This window comes from Streptomyces sp. NPDC107765 (assembly GCF_055657085.1).
On record NZ_JBVKBL010000007.1, the window covers coordinates 138424 to 158340 of the forward strand.

The 19917-nt window shown below is 72.3% G+C and carries 14 protein-coding genes; 9 read left to right on the forward strand and 5 right to left on the reverse strand.

All coding sequences use genetic code 11. The features are described from left to right. Positions 1 to 137 precede the first annotated feature (137 nt). Complete coding sequence (locus ACZ7MX_RS18900) at positions 138 to 914, forward strand: transposase family protein (protein WP_472133497.1); 777 nt, start codon at positions 138 to 140, stop codon at positions 912 to 914. A gap of 1662 nt (positions 915 to 2576) precedes the next feature. Then, positions 2577 to 3386 carry a universal stress protein gene (locus ACZ7MX_RS18905; protein WP_472133499.1) on the forward strand — a complete coding sequence of 270 codons (810 nt, stop codon included), beginning with the start codon at positions 2577 to 2579 and terminating at the stop codon, positions 3384 to 3386. Positions 3387 to 3628: 242 nt separating this feature from the next. On the opposite strand, the gene ACZ7MX_RS18910 is transcribed toward ACZ7MX_RS18905, so the two are convergent. From ACZ7MX_RS18910 to ACZ7MX_RS18925, 4 genes are all read right to left on the reverse strand, one after another. Then, positions 3629 to 4267, reverse strand: a complete 639-nt coding sequence (locus ACZ7MX_RS18910; protein WP_472133501.1) for a GTP-binding protein — start codon at positions 4265 to 4267, stop codon at positions 3629 to 3631. Continuing rightward, positions 4215 to 4577, reverse strand: a complete 363-nt coding sequence (locus ACZ7MX_RS18915) for a DUF742 domain-containing protein (protein ID WP_472133972.1) — start codon at positions 4575 to 4577, stop codon at positions 4215 to 4217. Before ACZ7MX_RS18915 ends, ACZ7MX_RS18910 begins: the two co-directional genes overlap by 53 nt. 379 nt (positions 4578 to 4956) lie before the next feature. Beyond that, positions 4957 to 5433 carry a roadblock/LC7 domain-containing protein gene (locus tag ACZ7MX_RS18920; RefSeq protein ID WP_030804461.1) on the reverse strand — a complete coding sequence of 159 codons (477 nt, stop codon included), beginning with the start codon at positions 5431 to 5433 and terminating at the stop codon, positions 4957 to 4959. After that, a complete protein-coding gene (locus ACZ7MX_RS18925) occupies positions 5414 to 7987 on the reverse strand; it encodes an ATP-binding protein (RefSeq protein WP_472133503.1) in 2574 nt (857 codons plus the stop codon). The genes ACZ7MX_RS18920 and ACZ7MX_RS18925 overlap by 20 nt, the downstream gene beginning before the upstream one ends. Positions 7988 to 8495: 508 nt before the next feature. On the opposite strand from ACZ7MX_RS18925, the gene ACZ7MX_RS18930 reads away from it, so the two are divergent. From ACZ7MX_RS18930 to ACZ7MX_RS18950, 5 genes are all read left to right on the forward strand, one after another. Then, positions 8496 to 9629, forward strand: coding sequence for a substrate-binding domain-containing protein (locus ACZ7MX_RS18930; protein WP_472133505.1), 1134 nt, complete (start codon positions 8496 to 8498; stop codon positions 9627 to 9629). A gap of 179 nt (positions 9630 to 9808) precedes the next feature. Beyond that, the gene (locus ACZ7MX_RS18935; RefSeq protein WP_472133507.1) at positions 9809 to 12214 is read left to right on the forward strand and encodes a toll/interleukin-1 receptor domain-containing protein; all 2406 of its coding nucleotides are present in this window, start codon (positions 9809 to 9811) and stop codon (positions 12212 to 12214) included. Continuing rightward, positions 12211 to 12654 (forward strand): hypothetical protein, encoded by a 444-nt coding sequence (locus tag ACZ7MX_RS18940; protein WP_472133508.1) that lies wholly within the window; start codon positions 12211 to 12213, stop codon positions 12652 to 12654. The genes ACZ7MX_RS18935 and ACZ7MX_RS18940 overlap by 4 nt, the downstream gene beginning before the upstream one ends. Continuing rightward, positions 12651 to 14555, forward strand: coding sequence for an AMP-binding protein (locus ACZ7MX_RS18945; RefSeq protein ID WP_472133510.1), 1905 nt, complete (start codon positions 12651 to 12653; stop codon positions 14553 to 14555). The genes ACZ7MX_RS18940 and ACZ7MX_RS18945 overlap by 4 nt, the downstream gene beginning before the upstream one ends. 40 nt (positions 14556 to 14595) lie before the next feature. After that, entirely contained in the window at positions 14596 to 16797 is a 2202-nt protein-coding gene (locus ACZ7MX_RS18950; RefSeq protein ID WP_472133512.1) for an ATP-binding protein, read from the forward strand. A 29-nt stretch (positions 16798 to 16826) separates the two neighbouring features. Here ACZ7MX_RS18950 and ACZ7MX_RS18955 read toward each other — a convergent pair whose 3' ends face one another. Beyond that, positions 16827 to 18239 (reverse strand): amino acid permease, encoded by a 1413-nt coding sequence (locus ACZ7MX_RS18955; protein ID WP_472133514.1) that lies wholly within the window; start codon positions 18237 to 18239, stop codon positions 16827 to 16829. 434 nt (positions 18240 to 18673) lie between these two features. Between ACZ7MX_RS18955 and ACZ7MX_RS18960 the strand changes: the two genes are divergently transcribed. Together ACZ7MX_RS18960 and ACZ7MX_RS18965 are read left to right on the forward strand one after the other, a co-directional pair. Beyond that, positions 18674 to 19189: an RNA polymerase sigma factor gene (locus ACZ7MX_RS18960; protein WP_472133516.1), complete on the forward strand. Its 516-nt coding sequence runs from the start codon at positions 18674 to 18676 to the stop codon at positions 19187 to 19189. Beyond that, a complete protein-coding gene (locus ACZ7MX_RS18965) occupies positions 19186 to 19908 on the forward strand; it encodes a hypothetical protein (RefSeq protein ID WP_467698939.1) in 723 nt (240 codons plus the stop codon). The genes ACZ7MX_RS18960 and ACZ7MX_RS18965 overlap by 4 nt, the downstream gene beginning before the upstream one ends. The last annotated feature ends 9 nt before the right edge of the window (positions 19909 to 19917 follow it).

Here is a 19917-nt window from a genome sequence, read left to right on the forward strand (position 1 = left end):
GGTTGGGGTGCATAGCAGAGCAGGCACGGGCTTCGTGATCATTGTGGTGACTGAAAGCCCAATGATCACGCTGTGCTGGTGAAGCTCGGTCGCTGGACGCTGACCGGGTCGCTGATCTGCGCCCCTACTTCGACTCGGTGCCCGACCCGCGCGCACGGAGGGGCCGGTGGTACTCGCTGACAGCGATCCTGCTGGTGTGTGCCTGCGCGGTCGTCTCGGGAGCGAGGAGCATCGACGAACTCGCCGAGTGGGGCCAGCGTGCCCCGAACGCACTCCTGGCAGTGATCGGGATCCGCCGCCACCTGCTCAGATGGCGGCGCACTCCGGCGCCGACCACGATCGGCCGCGTACTGGGGGCTGTTGACGGTGACGCCCTGGACCGGGCGGTGGGCGCCTACCTGGCCGACCGGCACCGCACCGTCACCGAACCCGCCCAGGCGCCGTCGCCCTCCGCGTCCGGGCGCGGCAGGCGGGAGTCCCGCTCGATCAAGACCTGCGGGATCGCGGACCAACTCGGCGGAATCGCCTTCCCCCACGCTCGCCTGGCCATCCGTGTCCACCGCCGCCGCAAGCCCACCGGCGAACGCGAGACCCGCGAGAGCGTCTACGCCGTCACCAGCCTCGACGCCCACCAGACCGGTCCGGCCGATCCGGCCTCCGCGGTTCGCGGGCACTGGGGAGTGGAGAACTCCTCGCACCACATCAGGGACGTCACCTTCGCCGAGGACGCCTCCACCGTTCACACCGGGACCGCACCACGGGCCATGGCGACCCTCCGCAACCTCGCCATCGGCGTGCTGAAAACCCTCGGAGCCGACAACATCGCCAAGACCACCCGCGCGATCCGCGATGAACCCGAACGAGCACTCCCCATCCTGGGCATCACCAACAACCCGGACACCTACGGAACTTGATCAAGCCCTGCTCTCCGATCGACCGGCCCGCCGCCACGAAGGGACGCGTTCCCTGTTGACCAATCGGGCAAGCCGGTGGTCGGCAGGGCGTAGTGCCGCACCAGCGGCGCATCGGTATACCTCGGACCTGGCGAGGGGGCGGGATGGGCCGGACATCGCCACGCCAGTAGGGTGCCGCCATCTGGGGGCGGCGACCGGAGGAAACGGACAACCGCATGGCCTACTGCGTTGGATGCGGGAGCGATCTCGATGGGGCGGAGCCGTGCCCGGCGTGTGGCCATGCCCACGGTGGCGTAGCCACCGGGTACCCGCCATCACGGCCGCACCCCCTCTACCGGAGCGGCGTCCCGCTGATGCCCGAGCCACCGGTCTACGAGCCCACGGGAACGTACGGGTACGACGGGGGCGTCGAGGCCCTGCGCACCTATGAGCAGACGCAGGCGTACGAGCCCCCGGAGTCGTACGAGCCGGGGCCCGTTCCCGAACAGGGCTGCGCGCCCAACGGACCCGGCCTGGCCGACGGCGACTTCGACCCCGGCACGGCCACCGGCGTTGACGCGGTTGCGGTTGCGGTTGCGGCTGCGGCTGCCGGTCCCGGTGACGGCAACGAGGCGTATGCCTCCCACCGGTCGTCGGCGATGCGCCGCCGCGGCAGGGGCCCACGCCGGGCACGACGCCGCAAGGGCGGCAAGACCAAGATGGCCCTCGGCGTCGCGGGTGGGGTCGTACTGGTCGGCGTCGTCGCGACAGGCCTGTCGGGGGAACTACTGCCCACTGGTCCGACACACGGAAGGCACACGGAATCGCAGGCGTCGCCCACACCCGCCGCCACGTCCGCCACCGCGGAGCCAGCACCAAGCCGGACTGCGGGAGAGCCGGCTCGTCCGTCGCACGCCGCGAAGCCGTCGGCATCGGCATCGGACATCGCCGTCTCCCGGTCTGCGGTTCCCGCATCCGCGACCACGGCACCGCCCGTCGCTACCCGACCCACTGCCAAGGAACCGCCTCAACCAAAGCCGTCACCCACCAACGCGGGGGCGAACCGGACGCCCGCACCACGCGCCACACGGTCGCGGACCTGCTTCCTCTTCTGGTGTTCCTAGGTGATCGATGCCAAGGGGACTGGAGCCGGAAATCAGGAGCCGTACCAGGTTCGGGTTCGGGCGACCTGTTGAGGCAACTCCGTGCAGAAGGGGGGCGATGCGGCGGGGAAGGCCGTGGCGTGCCGGTTCCCTGCACCGGCATGTGGGCCTCACTGGATGACCCCAGCCACGAGATCTTTGCGGGACCCGGGTGTGCAGTACGGCGAGGGCGGCTGAGGAGTCGGAGCAGGAGCCGAAGGTGTGCCGGGGAGTGCTCACGCAGGTCGCATGATCGTAGGACTCGCCGTTGCACACCATTCGTCGCCGTGATCACTACAGCTATGGATCCGAGCCGGAGGAGCAGGCCAGCAGTACCGAGGGCCCCGTCCTCACGTTCCGGACGGCTCAGTCCCGCCCGCGAGAGGAGCGAGCCGTGCGCCTCCGAGGGGGCGTCGAACCCGCGGGGCGCAGCTGCGCCTGTCAGTGCCCACACGCGCCGCCGACGCCAGTCGTTCGGCCGGATTGCAGCAAGGCGTGACCGGGGTGAGGCTGGGAAGCTGAACCGAGCGATGGAGGAGCGGTGGGCAACCTGGTCGTCGTGGGAGCGGATGGCTCGTCGTCGAGCCTTGCCGCGGTGGAGCAGGCTGCCCGGGAAGCTCAGCGGCGTCGTGCGGATCTGCGGGTGGTGAACGCCCTGAGCTGGCCGGTCAGGCCCATGCACACGCCGTTGGACGCGTCGCCGCTCGATCGTTTGGTGAACGACGCCGCGGACCGGGCCCGGAGCGTGGCGCCTGGGCTGCAGGTCACCGCGGCCGTGGTGACGGGTGAACCGGTGGCGGTGCTGGAGGCCGAGTCGCGCGCCGCGGACCTGGTGGTCGTCGGTCCCCGGGGTACGGGTGGCTTCATCGGCTTGCTGCTGGGATCAACGGCGGCGTCGCTGGCCGCCCATGCCCGGTGTCCGGTGATGGTGGCCCGCGAGGAGCCGGCGGGAGCCGGGCCGATCGTGCTGGGCGTCGACGGCTCGCAGGTCGGTGAGGAAGCGGTCGAGTTCGCCTTCGCGGAGGCAGCGCTGCGCGGAGCCGAGGTCGTCGCCGCGCATGCGTGGTTGCCGGATTATGCCCCGCCCGGTACGGGCGTCGAAAGCGCGGAGCGTCTGCTGGCCCAGGCGATCGCCGGCCGCGCGGAGCACTATCCGGACGTCACGGTCAGACGTGAAGTGCTGAGCGGCGAAACCCGCGAGGTGCTGATCGAGGCGAGCCGGACCGCCCAGCTCCTGGTCGTCGGAGCCAGGGGGCGCGGTGGCTTCGCCGGGTTGCTCCTGGGATCGGTGAGCCAGGCGCTGCTGCACCACGCGCACTGCTCCGTCACCGTCGTCCGCGGCACGACATGACCGGCCCGCGCGCCTGACGACCCGTACGGCCGGATGCGAGGCTGCCCGCTTGCTCGCCGGTGCGTCGACGGTGAGCACGGTGCGGGCGAGCGACGCGAGGGCGCCGCGCGTACCGACGGCCGCCAAGCTGCCGGCCGTCATGCGAGACGACAGTCGACCGGCATCACCCGGACGGCCTATTACGGTCTCTTACGGCTTATTGCGGTCGCGGCGCGAAGGGTCTCCTGCACTGTCGGGCGCGGTCACAGCCCCGTTGCTGCTGGGCTTTCCTCTCCCGTAGCGCCCTCCGCCCGCGACAGGGCGACCTGGAGGACGACCAGGAGGGCGTCGCGGACCGAGCCTGTTTTGCGGGCGTCGAAGACAGTGAGGGGGACGTGGTCGGAGACGTCCAGGGCCCAGCGCACCTCGTCGAGGTCGTGGTGGATCTCGCCGTCGAAGGCGTTGACGGCGACGGCGAACGGGATGTTCTTGTGCTCGAAGTAGTCGACCGCGGCGTAGCAGTCGTCGAGCCGGCGGGTGTCCACGATCACCAGGCCGCCGAGGGCGCCCTCGACCACGTCGTCCCACATGAAGCCGAACCGGTCCTGGCCCGGGGTGCCGAACAGGTAGAGCTTCAGCGTCGGGTCGATGGTGAGGCAGCCGAAGTCCATGGCGACGGTGGTCGTCGTTTTGCCGGGGGTGTGGGAGAGGTCGTCCACCCCCGCAGCGACCTCGGTGATGGCTGCCTCCGTGGTCAGCGGCCGGATCTCGGAGATGGCGCCCACGGCCGTGGTCTTGCCGACGCCGAAGCCGCCGGCGATGACCAACTTGACCGGAACCGGCGGCGGTTCAACCGCTGTCACGGAGTGTGTCCCGTGAGTCGGGGACGGCACGGAGACCATCGATAACCCTTCGCAGTACGGAGATGTCCTGGGTGGTGCCGGCGTGCGGGACGTGGACCGCCAGATGCCCGGCGGTGCGCAGGTCCTCCGCCAGCACCCGGACCACGTTGAGGTGGAGGCGCAGCCGCGCGGCCAGTTCGGCCACCGACTGCGGCTGTCGGCAGGCGGCGACGATGTCGTGTTGTTCGAAGGCGAGGGAATCCAGGACGGAGAGCCCGGACGAGGTCGCGACGATCTGGGTCTCGACCGGGAGCGGTGGGCCGGTGCCGCCCCCCGCCACCCGGCCGGCCGTCAGCAGGAAGGGCCGGATCGCGGGAGCGCGGCCGACCGGTACCGACGGGCCCGGGGCGTCGCCCGCGGCCTCGCCCGCTGACGTGTCCGCGGACTTGTCCGTACGCTCGCCCGCTCGCTCGTCCGCCGACTCGGCCGCGTGCTCGTCCGTCGGCTCGCCCGTTCGCTCGCCGGCTGACTCGTTCGGTGACGCGTTCGGTTCTGGTTCACCGGCCACCATCATGATCCTCTTCTCGGCGCCCGCAAAGATTCTCTTCCCGTGCCGGCAATGATTCTGTTCTCAGTGCCGGCCGTGGCCTGCTGTTCAGCACCCGCCCCGACCCGCTGTTCGGTGCCGGCACTGCCCTGCTGCTCGGCGCCCGCCCCCGCGCCTTCCGTGGCCGTGGGCGGCGGACGGGTCAGCGGGCCGGGGCCGCGCCGGCCGTCTTCTTGAGTTCCAGGACCAGTTGGGGGGTGAGCGCGCTCCCGGCACGGTTGGCGAAGAGGGTCATCTCGTAGGCGATGTTGCCGAGCTTCGCCTCCTTCGAGGTGACCACGCCGAGGACGGCACCGCAGCCGATGGCCGAGACCAGCACATGGCCGCCCTCCAGGTCGATGATGACCTTGTTGAGGCCGCCCAGGCCGTAGTTGCCGGAGGCGCCGGCGGCCAGGCTCGTGACGCCGGACACGATCGCCGCGAGGCGCTCGGAGTCGGCCTGTTCGCGCAGTTGGGAGACGGCGATCAGCAGGCCGTCCGACGACACCGCGATGGCGTCGACGACGCCGGCGGTCTGGGTGGCGAACCGGTCCAGCAGCCAGGTGAAGTCAGCCGCGGCGGCTGTCAGATCGGTGGGTTCCTCCCGCTCGGAACCGCTGTTACCTGTCGGCGTGCTCACTGCCCGACTCCTTCCGGGGTTGCTGGTGTGGCGAGGGCGCCGGTTCGCTCGTGGCGGGCGCACTCTCTTGCTCCGCCCTGCGTACGGCGGCCTCGAATTCGTCGAGTTCCGATCGGACCGCGTCGGCGTCGACGGGCCGGCGCACGGCCTGGGCCGCTCGGTCGGCCGTCGGGGTGGTCATGTCGAGCGTCGCGCCCCGTACCCGCCGTCGCAGCGGCCGGACGGACCGGTCCGTCCGGGGTGCGGACGCCGCGGTGTTCTGCTCCGCGTCGTCCGTGCCGCGGCGCGGCAGGCGCCGAGGGAGCTCGCCCTCCCGGGAGGGCCCGTCCGGCTGCCGTTCGGGCGCGGTGGCGAGGGCCCGTACGGGCAGGGGCGTGGCGGCGGAAGCGGCGGCGGAGGCGGACGGGGGCTCGGCTGCCTTCGGCGCGAACTCGGGCTCGGGTGCGGGCTCGGGTGCGGTCTCGGGCTCGTTCGTGGGCGAGGGCTCGGGCTGCGCCGTTTCCGCCGCTCCGGCCGGTTCCGAAGCCGGCGGCGGGGTGGCCGGTGACGGTGTCGGGGCGGGGTGCACGGCCAGCAGCAGCGCGGAGGGGAGCCAGACGGTGCCGGTGACCCCGCCGCCCGGGGTGCGGCTCAGGGTGACCCGGATGCCGGAGCGCCGGGCGAGGTTGCCGACCACGAACAGGCCGAGCACCTTGGTCGGTACGAGGTCGAGCCGTTCCCGGCGGACCAGGCGGGAGTTCTCCTCGGCCAGGCGTTCCGCGCTCATGCCGAGGCCGTGGTCGATGACCTCGATCAGGGCCCCGCCGTCCGAGGTGACGTCGGTGCCGGGCCGGACGACCACCTCGACGGGCGTGTCGGACGGGGAGAACGAGACCGCGTTCTCCAGCAGTTCGGCGAGCATCAGCGTCAGGTCGTCGACGATGTCGGGCGCGACCACGACCTCCGTCTCGGCCCGCAGCGACACCCGCTGGTAGCCCTCGATCTGGCCGAGCCCCGCCCGGATGACGTTGGCCAGACCGGTCGGCCGGGCCTCCACCTCGGGGTCCCGGATGCCGGCGAGCAGCATCAGGCTGTCGGCGTTGCGCTGGAGGCGGACGGCGATGTGGTCGATGCGGTACATCCGCTCCAGGACGTCGGGGTCGGTCTCCTCGCGTTCCACCGCGTCGATCAGCATGAGCTGGCGCGAGGTGAGGTTGCTGACCCGGCGTCCGACGTTGCCGAACATCTCCGCGACGTTGCGGCGGCTGAGCACCTGCCGCTCCAGCAGCGCCGCGGCGGTGACCTGTACCTGGTTGAACGCCTCGGCCAGGTGGCCGATCTCGTCGCGGACCGGAACGGGGATCGGGTGCGGCCGCAGCGGGGTGCGGTCCGTTGCGTCGTCGTCCTCGACCCTGGCCAGTTCCTCGCCGGCGACGTCGACGACCTCCTGGGCGGCGCCGGTGAGGGCCGCCAGGGGACGGACGACCGAGCGCCGGACCAGGACGGAGAAGGTCAGCCAGGCGGCGAAGCCGAGCAGGGCGAGGCCGAGCATCGCCAGCGCGTTGTCGAGGGCGCTGTGCGAGAGCCCGTCGGCCCGGGCGGCGATCTGCTCGATCAGGGACCGGGTGACGGAAAGGCGGGCCTCGGCCTGCCGGGTTCCGGCGGCCATCGCCTTGCGCAGCTGGTGCGGTGTCTGGCCCTGCAGGGAGCCGGGGTCGATCTGGAGCTCCGCGAACTGCGCCTCGATGCCGTTCTGTTCGGCGTCCCGCTCGATCGCGCCGAGCGCCAGGACCTGCTGCGGGTCGGCGATCCGGCCGAACCGTGCGGTCTGCTCCTCGTAGAGCTTGTGGGCGCCGACCGCGCGGGTGTATTCGGTGAGCGCGTTGGCGTCCCGGGTCTGGGCGGAGAACACCCCGCTCTCGAAGGCCGCGTGGGCGGCGTCGGCACGCAGCACCGTGTCGAGGAGGTTGGTGACCGAGGACGACGAGGTGCCGGCGTAGCGGTCCAGGCCGATGCCGTCGATCAGGTAGCCGACGGCGGCCGCGTAGGCGGGGTCGATGGTGGCGGCCGGCACCGATCCGCGTTCGACCTTGTCGCGCAGTACGGCCAGACCGCGGATGTACTCCAGGGCGCGGGCCTCGTCCTTCGGCAGGCCCGGGCCGAACGCGGAATGCACGGCGGTGACCTGCTCGTCGGTGTCCTGCTGGGTCCGGCGGTAGGCGGCGGTGGACGGCAGTGCGGCGCCGGGCCGGACCGACTCCTGCTTCACGGACAGCAGGAGCGCCTGCCTGTGTTCGGCCTGCACGTCGTTGATCAGCCTGGTGACCTGCTCGCTGTCCCGCACCAGCTCCGCGCTGCGGCCGGCGTCCTGGGCCTTCTGCACCTGCGTGGTGACGCCGACGCCCAGCAGCACGCCGACGACCGCGACGGGCGCGATCACCAGGACGTTGAGCTTCCGCCGGAACGGCCAGCGGTCGAGGAGGGCGTCCGCCTGCTGACGGAACCGCGGTCGCAACGGTGAACGCCGGGCCGGACCGGGTTCGTGTTGCGGCGGGTCCACTGCGTCCACGGACACCCGGGCCTCCTTACGACGTGCTGCTGAGCGGTGACCGAGGTGGTGGTGCCGACCGCCGACGACGGGCAATGTGACGACGGCGAAACATGAAGATTGCGAGGTTTGCACCTCAATGCGAGCGAAAGGTTTCCGCCACACGGTCAACCGGCCGTGAACACTACCGCTTGTGCACGGGCATGCAACACATGGCTCGTTGAGGCCCCGCACTATTCAACTCTTCGTCACTTTTGGTCTGTTAAGGCCCTCCGATATGCCTGGTCGCCCACGCTCCGATGACCGCCGGGAAGCGGAACGAAGAGGAGGGAAGGGGAGGGAAACCGTGCGAAGGGGGAGAGAAAGCGAGCACGAACTGGCGCGATTCCACCGGGTCCGGCACGGGCGGCATACACGGCATCTCCGACGGTGGGGGCATCTCCCGCAGGCGGCTGCCCGACGGACCACCGCCACCCGTAACCTGTCTCCCCCCACTTCCCCACCCGTACCCCCATCCTGCGCTGCGAGGACACCCGTGCACCCCACCCGCAAGGCGGTCGTGACCGCCGCCGCACTCCTGGTCATGGCCACCGCCGGCTGCGATGCCGGCGCCGGTGCCGCCTCCCACAAGAGCTCCGCCAAGCCCGGCTGTCCCACCGTCCGCTCCCGGGCCGAGCAGGCCGTCAAGAAGGCCGAGGAGGTCAACGCCCCCTGGAAGGGCCCCACCACCGGACCCAAGGCCGTGCACGGCAAGACCGTCGTCTACATAGCCCAGACCCTGACCAACCCGGGCGTCGCCGGAGTCGCCCAGGGCTTCCAGGAAGCCGCCAAGATCCTCGGCTGGCACGCCCGCACGCTCAACGGCCAGGGCACGCCCGACGGCCAGCGGGCCGCCTTCCGGCAGGCCCTCGACCTCAAGCCGGACGGCATCGTGCTCAGCGGGTTCGACCCCGGCATCGCCCCGGAGGACGTCAAAAAGGCCCGGAAGGCGGGGATTTCGCTGATCGGCTGGCACGCGACCGCGGCCCCCGGCCCCAGCAAGGACCTGCAGCTCTTCAGCAACATCACCTCCCGGGTCGAGGACGTCGCGAAGATCAGCGCCGACTGGATCATCGACCGCTCCCACGGCCGTGCCGGGGTCGTCCTGTTCACCGACGCCACGGTGCCGTTCGCGAAGCACAAGTCCGACCTGATCAAGAAGGAACTCGCCACCTGCTCCGGCGTGCAGCTGCTGAGCTACACCAACCTCCCCATCCCGCAGGCCAGTAGCCGCTCCATCGGGGAAGTCCGCTCGCTGCTGTCCCGTTTCGGCCGCAGGTGGACGTATTCCGCGGCCATCAACGACCTGTACTTCCAGCACGCCGCCCCCGCCCTGCGCGCCGCGGGCAAGGACGGCGCCGGCGCTCCCTACAACATCGGTGCCGGCGACGGCGACCCGTCGGCCTTCCAGCGCGTCAACGGCAAGCAGTTCCAGGCCGCCACCGTCCCCGAGCCGCTCTCCGAACAGGGCTGGCAGATCATCGACGAGTTCAACCGCGCCTTCGCCGGCGCCCCGGACAGCGGGTACGTCGCCCCCGTCCACATCGCCACCGCCACCAACAGCGGCGGCGCCCTGTCCTGGGACTCGGAGGGGTACCGGCAGGCGTACCGGAAGATTTGGGGTGTGTGAGGGGTTTGCTGGCCGGCGGGGTGGGCCCGGCGCTCGCTCCGCGCCCGTGTCCGCGCCGTGACCGATGACCCGCCTCGCCGCCGCCGGGCATAATCGGGTCACCGTGCCGGGCGCCGCTGTTCGTATGCGTGGTGTCCCGGAAGCCGGTAGTGGGAGCTGCGCGGTGCGATGGGGGAGTGGTGGGGAGCGAAGCCCGTCCGGCGGGGCCGGCCTATGACGCGTTCATCAGCTACAACGCCAGCAAGGATCGGGCGGTCGTGCACCGACTCGCCGAGATGCTGGATGCGGAGGGCTTCCACGTCTTCCTCGACGACTGGCGCCTGGTGGCGGGCGAGCCCTGGCAGGAGCGTCAGAACGAGGCGTTGGCCAACAGCCCGTGCTGTCTGGCGATGTGCGGCGCACACGGCCTCGGGCCGTGGCAGAACGAGGAGGTACGGCTCGCGGTCGCGGCCCGGGTCAGCGGCCGCTCGATGCGGGTGATTCCCGTACTGCTCCCGGGCGCATCGGACGCGGCACTGGAACATCTGGACTTCCTGGACCGGTTCACCTACTGCGACTTCCGGGGCGGACTGGACCAGCCCCGGTCGTTCACCCGGCTGTGTGCCGGAATCCGCGGTGAGGCGCCCGGGCCGCCGCAGCCCGCGGCGTCGGCGTTACGGGCCGGACAGCCACCGCCCGCGGCGGACTACCGGTCGGCCTTCCACGCCCCGGCCGGCGGCTGGCAGCGGAGCTCCGCCGTGGCGGCCGCCCGCGCCGCGGTGACCGCGGGCGGGGCACCCGTCGTGCTGTGCGGACTCCCCGGCATCGGAAAGACCCATGTGCTCTGCGACACCGCGGACGGCCTACGGGCCGGCCGGACCGTGCTCGCCCTGTCCGCGGGCGGCACCACGGCCGCCGAGCCGCGCTACCTCGTGGAGGAGGTCAACGCCTGGCTGGACCGGACGTTCGGCCGCGGGCTGACCGGCGAGGAGCTGTACCTCCACGACTGGCCGGAGGCGCTGGCCGCGCTGCTGGCCCGCGTCGCGGAGGAACCGCTCCTCGTGCTGCTGGACGACCTCGGCACGGACCGCGCCGGGGGCACCGTGCTGCGCGCCTTCGCCGGCCATCCGGACTGCCTGGTCCTGGCCACGGCCGCCGAGCACCTGGTCGACACCGCCGAAGTCCGCCACGTCCTGGTGCCGCCGATGTCCCGAGCTGAAGGAACCGACTTCATCGCGCACATGGCGGAGCGCATGAACCTCCCCGTCGAGCCCCAGGAGTTGGCGGAACAGCTGCCGGCCGACGTGCTCTCCCATCCGCTCGCCCTGCGCACCTTCCTCGCGCACACCGCCTACGTTCCGGCGGCCCTGCTCGTCCGCCCCGGTCTCCCGCCGGACGTCCTCTCCGCCCGGAAGCTCGTGTCCACGGCCGTCGTCCGGCTGCCGCCCGTGCACCGCAAGGCCCTCGCATACGCCGCGGTGCTCGACCGGGTGGCACTGGCGGATCTGCTCTCGGCCGGGATGACCCTGCCGCCCTGGTTCACCCTCGCCCTGTCCGATCTGGTGCCGCGCTGCCTCGTCGTCCAGGTGGCTGGCGGGGTCGAGGTGCCCCAGCTCGTCGTCCAGGCCCTGGACGACGTGGAGCCCACGGCACGCCGGACCGCGCTGCACGAGATCCTCGCCGAACTGGCCGGTCTGGCGGCCGAAGCGGAGCGTGACGCGCTGGCGTCGCTCGCGGGGGTGCTGGCCCCGGTGGCCCTCGTCTCCCTGGAAACCGGCGAGTGGCGGGCCCTGCGCGAGGCGGTCCCGGACCGGCTGCTGGACCGGCTGAACGCGCGTGGCTTCTGGAAGGAGTACGTCCTGCTCACCAAGGCACTGATCGAGGCGTCCGACCGCCTCGGGGACACCGCGGACCGGGTGCGCCTCCGGGTCCGCCTGTCCCGCAAGATCGCTCAGCTCGGCGACACCCGGTCCGCCTGGCAACTGGCGCGGGAATGCGAGGCGGTCCCCGGAGCGGGCGACGCAACGGCCCTGCGCGCCGAACTGGCGGGGCAGCGCGCGTTCCTGTCGTACCTGCAGGAGGACGACCGGTCGACGCTGCACGAGCTGGGGATCTGCATCGCACTGCGCGGCCGCGAGGGCGATGCCGCGGGCCTGCTGATCGCGCACAAGCTGGAAGGCAATGTCCATCTGCGGCGCGGTCGGTACGAGGAGGCCGCCGCGGCCTACCGCACCGCGCTGGCGGCCGGCGGCGAGCGCGCCGATGCCCGGCACCGGCTCGACACGGAGGCGAGCCTGGCGATGTGCGAGGCACGCCTCGGGTCACCCGAAGCTGCGGCGCGGAGCCTGGAGCGCACGGTGAGCGAGATGCGCGCCCTGTCGCTGACCATCGACCTGCCCCGCGCCCTGCACGGACTCGCCCTCGTCTACGAGCGGTTGCGCCTGCCGGCCCGGGCGCTGGAGCTGGCCCGGCAGGCCGCCTCGGAACCGGCCCGGGACCCCGCGGTGCGCAAGGCGGTCGACCGGATGCTCTGGCGGCTGGAGAACCTCCAGCAGGCCGCCCGCTTCTCCGGCGGTGTCCATCGGGCAGAGGGCGAGACCCGGTGATTCGACGCAAGACGCCGGTACGGGTGATGCGGTCGACGCTGCGCGCCGCCGAACTGCCGGACTATCTGCACGAGGCGTTCCTCCAGAACGTCCCCGCCCGGATGAGCAAACGGACCGGGGTGCTGCTGCGCGGCCATCTGCGCCTGCTGGTGCACGCCTCACGGTCGGCCGAAGCGGTGCCGGACGGCGCGGAGGGCTTCGCCGAACTGCGCAGCCGCTGGGCCGCCGAGGGCGGGAACACCGCGGACCTGCTGCGGCTGGTCAACATGGTCAACTACCGGGCCCACGCGCTGCACGCGCCCGTGGCCGGAGAACCCGGGGAGGAGAGCGGTCCCGCCGCGCTCGCCGAGTTCTGGGCCGCCGGCGGCCACGACATCCAGGAACTGTCCGGCTTCCTGGCCGAGGTCGACCAGGAAGCCGCCGATTGGCTTCCGGGATGACCCGTCCACCCGCGCCGACGGCGCTCGCCGCACTGCTCGACCACGCCCGCCGGCACGTTCCCCACTACCAGACGCTGATCCCACCGGAACCGGTCACCGCCGAGAACGCGGTCGCCACCCTGCGCCGCCTGCCGCTGCTGCGCCGTACGGACGTCAGGACCGAGCGGCCGCGCCTGTGGTCGGCCGAGGGGGACGCCCGCCGGTGGCGGCGGGTGCACACCACCGGGACGACCGGAACACCCCTGGAGATCGTCGTCGACGAGGCGGCGCAGCAAGCGGAACTCGCCGCGCTGATCCGGCACGTACGGCGCCATCTCGGCGCGCACACCGAGCCGTCGATCACGCATCTGACCCTCCACCTGGCGTCGGCCTCCCGGGCCTCGGTCGCGGCGGACCCGCCCGGTGCCCGGCTGGTCAAGTGGAACCTCAGCCGTGCCTGGCAGCTGCCGGACGAGGAATTCCGCTCCGCGATCGAGGACTTGCGCGGCCAGGTGATCACCGTGATGCCGAGTGTGATGGCGGCGCTGTGCGATCGCCTCGGCCCGTCGTGCGGGGCCGGACCGCGGCTGGTCGTGCTGTCCGGTGAGCAGTTCACCCCGGGCCTGCGGGAGCGGATCCGGGAGACCTTCGACTGCCCGGTCACCGCCCTCTACACGCTCGCCGAGGCCGGCATCGTCGCGCACGAGTGCGGGGAGACCGGCACCTACCACGTCGAGGAGACGGGGGCGTTCCTGGAGGTGGTGGGAGCGGCGGGGGACCCGCTGCCGCCCGGTGTGGCCGGTGACATCGCGGTGACGCCGCTGGTCAACCGTGCCATGCCGCTGCTGCGCTATGTGAACGGCGACAAAGGCCGCTGGCTGGACGGCACATGCGGGTGCCGGCGGCCCGGCCCGCGACTGCAGCTGCTCGCCGCGCGTACCCAGCACGCGCTGCTGGCCGAGCCCGACGGCCGCGGCGTGCGGAGCATCGATCTGGCGAAGCTCTGCCGGCAACTGGACCTCGGCGTCACCCGGGTCACCCGGGACGGGGACGAGATCGTTGTGGAGCACGATGACCCCTGTCCCGCCACGCCCCTGCAACGGACCACGATCGCCGCGGCGTTGCGCTCGATGCTGGGTGCCGGCCGGACCGTACGGCTGCGCCGGGCGGAGGGCGCAGCCTCGGGCGTCGCGCGGCCGATGGCCGATCCTGCCCCCGTCCGCCCCGCGGTCCTGCCTCCGGCGGACATCGCGGCCTGGGCACGCGACGTCCTGCACGGCCGGCCGGGTGTCCTGGCCGCCGTCCTCACCGGGTCGGCGCTCGACCCGGCCGCCGTCAGCCGCTTCAGCGACATCGACATCACCGTCGTCATCGACGACGACCCGTGCCAGGAGCGCTGGTACGCGCTGGCCGCGGCCATGAACCGGCACCTGGCCACCCTGCGGGTGAACGTCACCGAGGCGGCCGGGCCGGCCCGCGCCCCGCTGGTCGCCTGCCGTCTGCTGGCGGAACGCCACCCGATCCTGGGCACGCTGGAGGAGGCCGGACTCGCCTGGCCGGCCGTCCGGGAGGTGGTGGCCGAGGCCCGGTTCTGGGCGCAGAACGCGGAGAGCGTGCTGTGGACCCGGCTGACGGCGGCCGACCGACAGCGCACCGACCCGGTGCGGGATGCCTGGCTCGCCTCCCGCTTCTGCCTCGACGCGCTGCGCTACCGGCTGCTGTCCGAGGGTGTGCGCGTGACAGCGGCCCGCGAAGTCCTGGACCGCGCGCCGGAGTTCGGGTTGCCGAACGCATCGGTTGTCCGCCACGCCTTCGCCGTGGGCCGGGAGCACCGGCCGCCGCCCGCGCCCGGATCGCCGGAGGCGGACGAGTTCCTCCGGGGCGCCCTGGCCTGTGTGCGGTGGCTGGGCGGGACCCTGTGATCCTTTCCACGGCGAGCGGGCGACCGGAGGGGGCGGGCAGATGAGCGCGAGCGAGGCGGACGGTGCCGGAAGGGATGTCCTCGGAGGACGGCCGGGGGCCGCGCCCGATGTCCCGCGGGCACCGGGCGGAGTGCACAACGCCGTCTCGGGAGGCGTCTTTCACGGTCCGGTGATCCAGGGCGGGCAGGTGACCGTCAGGGTCGCGCAGCAGCCCGTGGGCACGCCGTCCAGCGCGCTGCCGCCGCCGTCGTCGGTCCACATCGGCCACGAGGCGGAACTGGCCTCCTTGGTGGCGGCGCTGGAGGCCGGGGACGGCTCGGCAGGCCAGGCCGTCTGCCTGGTGACGGGCCCGGGCGGCGTGGGCAAGAGCGAGCTCCTGATCCAGGCCGCCCATGCCGCGCTACGGCTACGGCGGTTCTCCGGCGGCCTGCTCTACGTCGATCTGCGGGGACATGAGCCGGGCGTGCCCCCGCTGACACCCGGGGAGGCACTCGGACGCCTGTTGCACCAACTGGGCATCCCGGAAGCGGCAGTTCCGGTACATGCCGAGGACCGCGCCGCCGTCTACCGCCGGCACCTGGCGGAGCGGCCCGTGCTCGTCGTGCTGGACAACGCACACGACAGCGCTCAGGTGCACACGATGCTGCCCCCGCCCGGCGGGAGCAGGGTGCTGGTCTCCAGCAGACGGCGGCTCCCCGCGGTGGACGAGGCCCATCGCATCGGCCTCGACGTGCTGCCGCACGACGCCGCCGTCCGGCTGCTGCTGGAGGTGGCCACCCGCCCCGGCGCCGGGACGGGCGGACCGGCCGGCGACGAGGTGGCCCGCCACGCGGCGCGGATCGCCGAGCGGTGCGGAGGACTTCCGCTTGCGCTGCGCATCGCGGCGGCCCGGGTCCGCGGCAGGCCGCCGGCCGCCTTCGCCGACCTGGCCGGGTGGCTGGCGGACGAGCAGAGCAGACTGCACGAACTCGACGACGGAGAACGGCGGATGACCTCGGTGCTGGCGGTCTCCTACCGCGATCTCGACGACGACCAGCGGCGGCTGTTCGCGCTGTGCGGTGTCCACCCCGGGCCGCGGCTGGGCGTTCGTGCCGCCGCCGCGCTCGTCGATCTGCCGCTCTCCCGGACCCGTCGCCTGCTGGAGGGCCTGTGCGCCGCCCACATGGTGCAGGAGGAGGACCGGGGACGCTATCGGCTGCACGGTCTGGTCCACGACTACGCCCGGGAGAGGGCGCAGGAGGACCTTCCGGCGGCGGTGCGGGAGGCCGCCGTCGACCGGCTGGTCGATCACTACCTGGCCACCGCCGACCGCGCCGACCGGGTGCTGGCACCGCACCGCTACCGCCTCCGGGACGAACACGGGCACCCGCCCGGCACCGCCCCGGACATCTCCTCCCGTGCCGACGCCCTGGCCTTGCTGGCCGCGGAACTGGACAACCTGGTGGACATCTGCCGGGCCGCTGCGGAGTCCGCCGCGCCGGCCCGCAGCTGGCTCCTCGCGGATGCGCTGCGAGGCTACTTCTTCCTCGCCAAGACCTGGACGCCGTGGCAAGCCACGCATGAGGTGGCGCTCAATGCCGCGGAGCGGGCCGGCGCCCGCCGCGAGCAGGGCATCCTGCACAACAGCCTCGGCCTGGCGCTGCTGGAACAGCGTGACCTGCCCGGTGCGTCGGCCCACTACACGGCCGCCGCCGGTCATTTCGAGGCGGCGGGGGACGCACACGGCAGCGCGAACGCGGTCGAGAACCACGCCTGGGTGCGGCACTACTCCGGCGACTTCGCCGGGGCGCTGGACGACCACCTGCGTGCCCTGCGGCAGTACGAACGGCTGGGGGCCGAGCGGAACCGTGCCATCACCCTGCGGGGGATGTCGCTTGCGGAGCTGGAACTCGGCCGCACCACGGATGCCATCGGCCACCTCCAGGAGGCCGGGCGGATCTTCGACGAACGGAACATGCACCTCGACGCCGCGATGACGCTCAACGGGCTGGGCGAGGCGTACGCCAAGGCCGGTGACCCGACGTCGGCCCGGCGGCACCTGCTGCGGGCGCTGCGCCTGAGCCGCTCCTGCGGCAGCAGGTACGAGGAAGCCCGGGCGCGGCGCGGTCTGGGCTCGGTCTGCCGGGCCCGCGCGCCGCGGCTCGCCCTCCACCACTGGGAGCGGGCGCTGCACCACTACACCGAGCTGGGCTCGCCCGAGGCGGAGGGCGTACGCGCCCTGATCGCGGAGGTGGGTGGGTAGCGCCGGGGGACCGGCCCGGCCCCCCCGCCTCACCCCCCGCTGGTCTCCCGCCGATCGCGCCGCTGCTTGAGGTGGCCGGTGGCGGCCAGGGCTGCTACCACGAGGGCCGTTCCGGCGAGCTGGTGGCGGCCGTCTGCCGAGGCGGCCATCACGGCGAAGATGCCGAGGATGGCGGCGAACGCCAGCCAGGTCAGGTACGGGAAGCCCCACATCCGCACGGAGAGCAGTTCGGGTGCCTCGTGCTCCAGGCGGCGGCGCATCCGCAGCTGGGTGAGGCAGACGATGGACCAGACGACCAGCACCGCGCAGCCCGCGATGTTCAGCAGCCAGGCGAATACGGTGGTCGGCCAGACGATCCCGGCGATCACGGCGGCGAAGCCGAAGGCGCAGGACGCCAGCACCGCCGCGGCCGGCACGCCCCGGGTGACCCGGCTCAGGAAGCGCGGCCCCTGGCCGCGGTTGACGAGGGAGTACGCCATGCGCGACGAGCCGTAGATGTTGGCGTTCATCGCGGAGAGCAGCGCGACCAGCACCACGATCTGCATGATCGTGCCGGCGGCCGGGATGCCGAGGCGGTCGAGCACGGTGACGTACGGGCCCTCCGTGGCGACCTTCGGGTCGTTCCACGGCACCAGGGTGACGACCACGGCCATGGAGCCGATGTAGAAGACGGCGATGCGCCAGACGGCGGTTTTGACGGCGCGGGCCACGTTCCGGCTCGGATGGTCGGACTCCGCCGCCGCGATGGTGACGGTCTCCAGGCCGGCGAAGCCGGAGATGGTGGTGAGCAGCCCGGCGGCGAGTCCGGCGGCGCCGGTGGGGAAGAAGCCGCCGTGGCCGGTGAGGTGGCGGGTGCCGGGCGGGTTGCCGAAGACCCCGAGGATGCCCAGCACACCCAGCACCAGGAAGGCCACGATCGTCGCGACCTTGATCGCGGCGAACCAGAACTCGAACTCCCCGAAGTTCTTGACGGCGGTCAGATTGCTGGCGCAGAAGAACGCCATGAAGACCGCCACCCAGCCGTAGCCGGGGAGGAACGGCACCCAGGTGTGCATGATCGTGCCGGCCGCGGTGGCCTCGGCGGCCACGCCGGCGCAGAGCATCAGCCAGTACATCCAGCCCGAGGTGACCCCGGCCCACGAGCCGAGCTCCTGCTCCGCGTGCACCGAGAACGAGCCGGTGGAGGGCCGGGCGGCGGACATCTCGCCGAGCATCCGCATGATCAGCATGACCAGGGCGCCGGCCCCGACGAAGAGCAGCACGATGGCCGGCCCGGCCGCGGCGATCCCGGCCCCGGAGCCGACGAAGAGCCCCGCGCCGATGACGCCGCCGAGCGCGATCATCGACAGATGACGCTGCTTGAGGCCGTGCGACAACACGGACTCGCCGTCCGGTGCGGTCTGCGGGGGGTCCTCGGGGGACCGGGTGTTTGTCCGGCTCATGGTCGTGCCTGTTCATTGGGTGAGACGTCGGTGAGCCGGAAAAGTCTGGGGGCCCGACCTGCCCGTACGGCGTGAACGCCCACTATTCGGACCGTTCGCCTACAGCGGGTGAAGGTGCTGACACGTCAGGTGGGTGAGGTGGTGGCGCGCGGGCGGACAGTGCCGGAAGGGCGGCGTGGGCTTGTGAGTTGTGTCACTGGGTTAGGGGAAAGGGCGTAGACCCTTGCGGGGCGCCTGTCGTGAAGCGGCAGCTCACGGTCCGCTACCACCGGGTAGGCCATCACGCTGCGCAGCGCTGGGTGATCAATGGGTGATATTCGGCCGCGCAGGCATGCGTGTTCGGCCGGTCGGTCGGGTTGAGTGGGCGTCATCAGTAGGTGGCGCGACCGGAGTTGACGTTCGCCCTTACGTTCCAGCCTCAATGAAGAGGACCCATGACCGAAGATGTCTATGCGGAGGACGGCAGTCCGGTGGCGGAGGCGGTACTCCCCCTCCCGCTGGAGTTCGAGGCGCTCTACCTGGCGAACCAGGACGCGTTCCACCGGTACGCGCTGCTCCACCTCGACGGCAACGACGCCGCCGAGGAGGCGGTGCACCGGGCGTTCCTGGAGATTCTGCGCCACTGGGACGCGCTCCTGGAGGAGAGCAACCTCCAGCAGCAGACCTGGGCCATCCTGCGCCGGGTCGTCATATCGGAGCAACTGGGCGGCTTCCGCAGGCAGTTGGCGCTGCTGCGCGGTGAGACCGGGTTGTACCGCGCGCTGTGCAGTCTGCCGCCGCGCCAGTTCGACGTCATCGTGCTGCGGTACGTGCTGCGGTGCGAGACCTGCGAGATCGGCTGGTACCTGGGCGTGACCCACAGCACCGTCGACTACCACTGCCGCAAGGCGAAGGAGCGCCTGGAGCGGGCCATGGCGTCGTACATCAGGGGAGAGGGGGACCCGAAGTGAGCAGTGTGGAACGCCTCCTCGCGGAGGCCGGAGGAAGGCTGCACGTCAGGCGGCGCGCCTTCGATGTCGGGGCGGGGCTGCGGCGGCTGGCGGAGGATGCCGGCTATGTGCCGCCGGCCGGTGACGTGCCGCCGGTCTCGCTGGCCCGGCAGCAGTTGTCCGTGGTCGTCCGCTGGGTGCTCGACCAGCCCGGTGCCGCCGTGCACGTCGAGCGGTTGGCGGAGGCGATCGGCCGGAAGGGCGGTGGTGAGGAGGGCGCGGGCGGCGGCACCGAGGACTGCACCGCGCTGTTGGTGGACGAGGACGACCTGGAGGACCTCGACGTCGACGGTGCACAGGTCTTCGCCTGCATGCTGTCCCTCGCGGACCATCCGGAAAGCGCCCAGTTCTGGTGGCAGTTCGCCGCCGGTGCCGGTAACAGAGCCGCGGCCTACTGCCTGCACCTGCACCACCTCGGCCGGGGCGAGGTCGCCGAGGCCGAGCACTGGATCGACCTGCTGCAGAACTGCCTGGACGGCCCCGACGACGCCTTCATGGAGGGGATGGGCCTCTTCGCGACGTACGTGCGGCGCAACTGCCCGCCGGTACGGGTCCGGGAGCCCGGGCTCACCGCCGAGGTCGAGCGGCTGGCGACCCGCGAGGAAACGGACGACGTGCTGGTGTGCCGGCCGGATCGCGAGATCGCCCGCCGCCTGCAGGACTGTGCGCAGCACCGCTGAGACGAAGGG

Bases quoted from the DNA above. Each gene is read 5' to 3' on its own strand.
- ACZ7MX_RS18910 (WP_472133501.1), bottom strand. From the start codon at position 4,267: ATGGTCTCCGTGCCGTCCCCGACTCACGGGACACACTCCGTGACAGCG.
- ACZ7MX_RS18945 (WP_472133510.1), top strand. From the start codon at position 12,651: ATGACCCGTCCACCCGCGCCGACGGCGCTCGCCGCACTGCTCGACCAC.
- ACZ7MX_RS18950 (WP_472133512.1), top strand. From the start codon at position 14,596: ATGAGCGCGAGCGAGGCGGACGGTGCCGGAAGGGATGTCCTCGGAGGA.
- ACZ7MX_RS18955 (WP_472133514.1), bottom strand. From the start codon at position 18,239: ATGAGCCGGACAAACACCCGGTCCCCCGAGGACCCCCCGCAGACCGCA.
- ACZ7MX_RS18960 (WP_472133516.1), top strand. From the start codon at position 18,674: ATGACCGAAGATGTCTATGCGGAGGACGGCAGTCCGGTGGCGGAGGCG.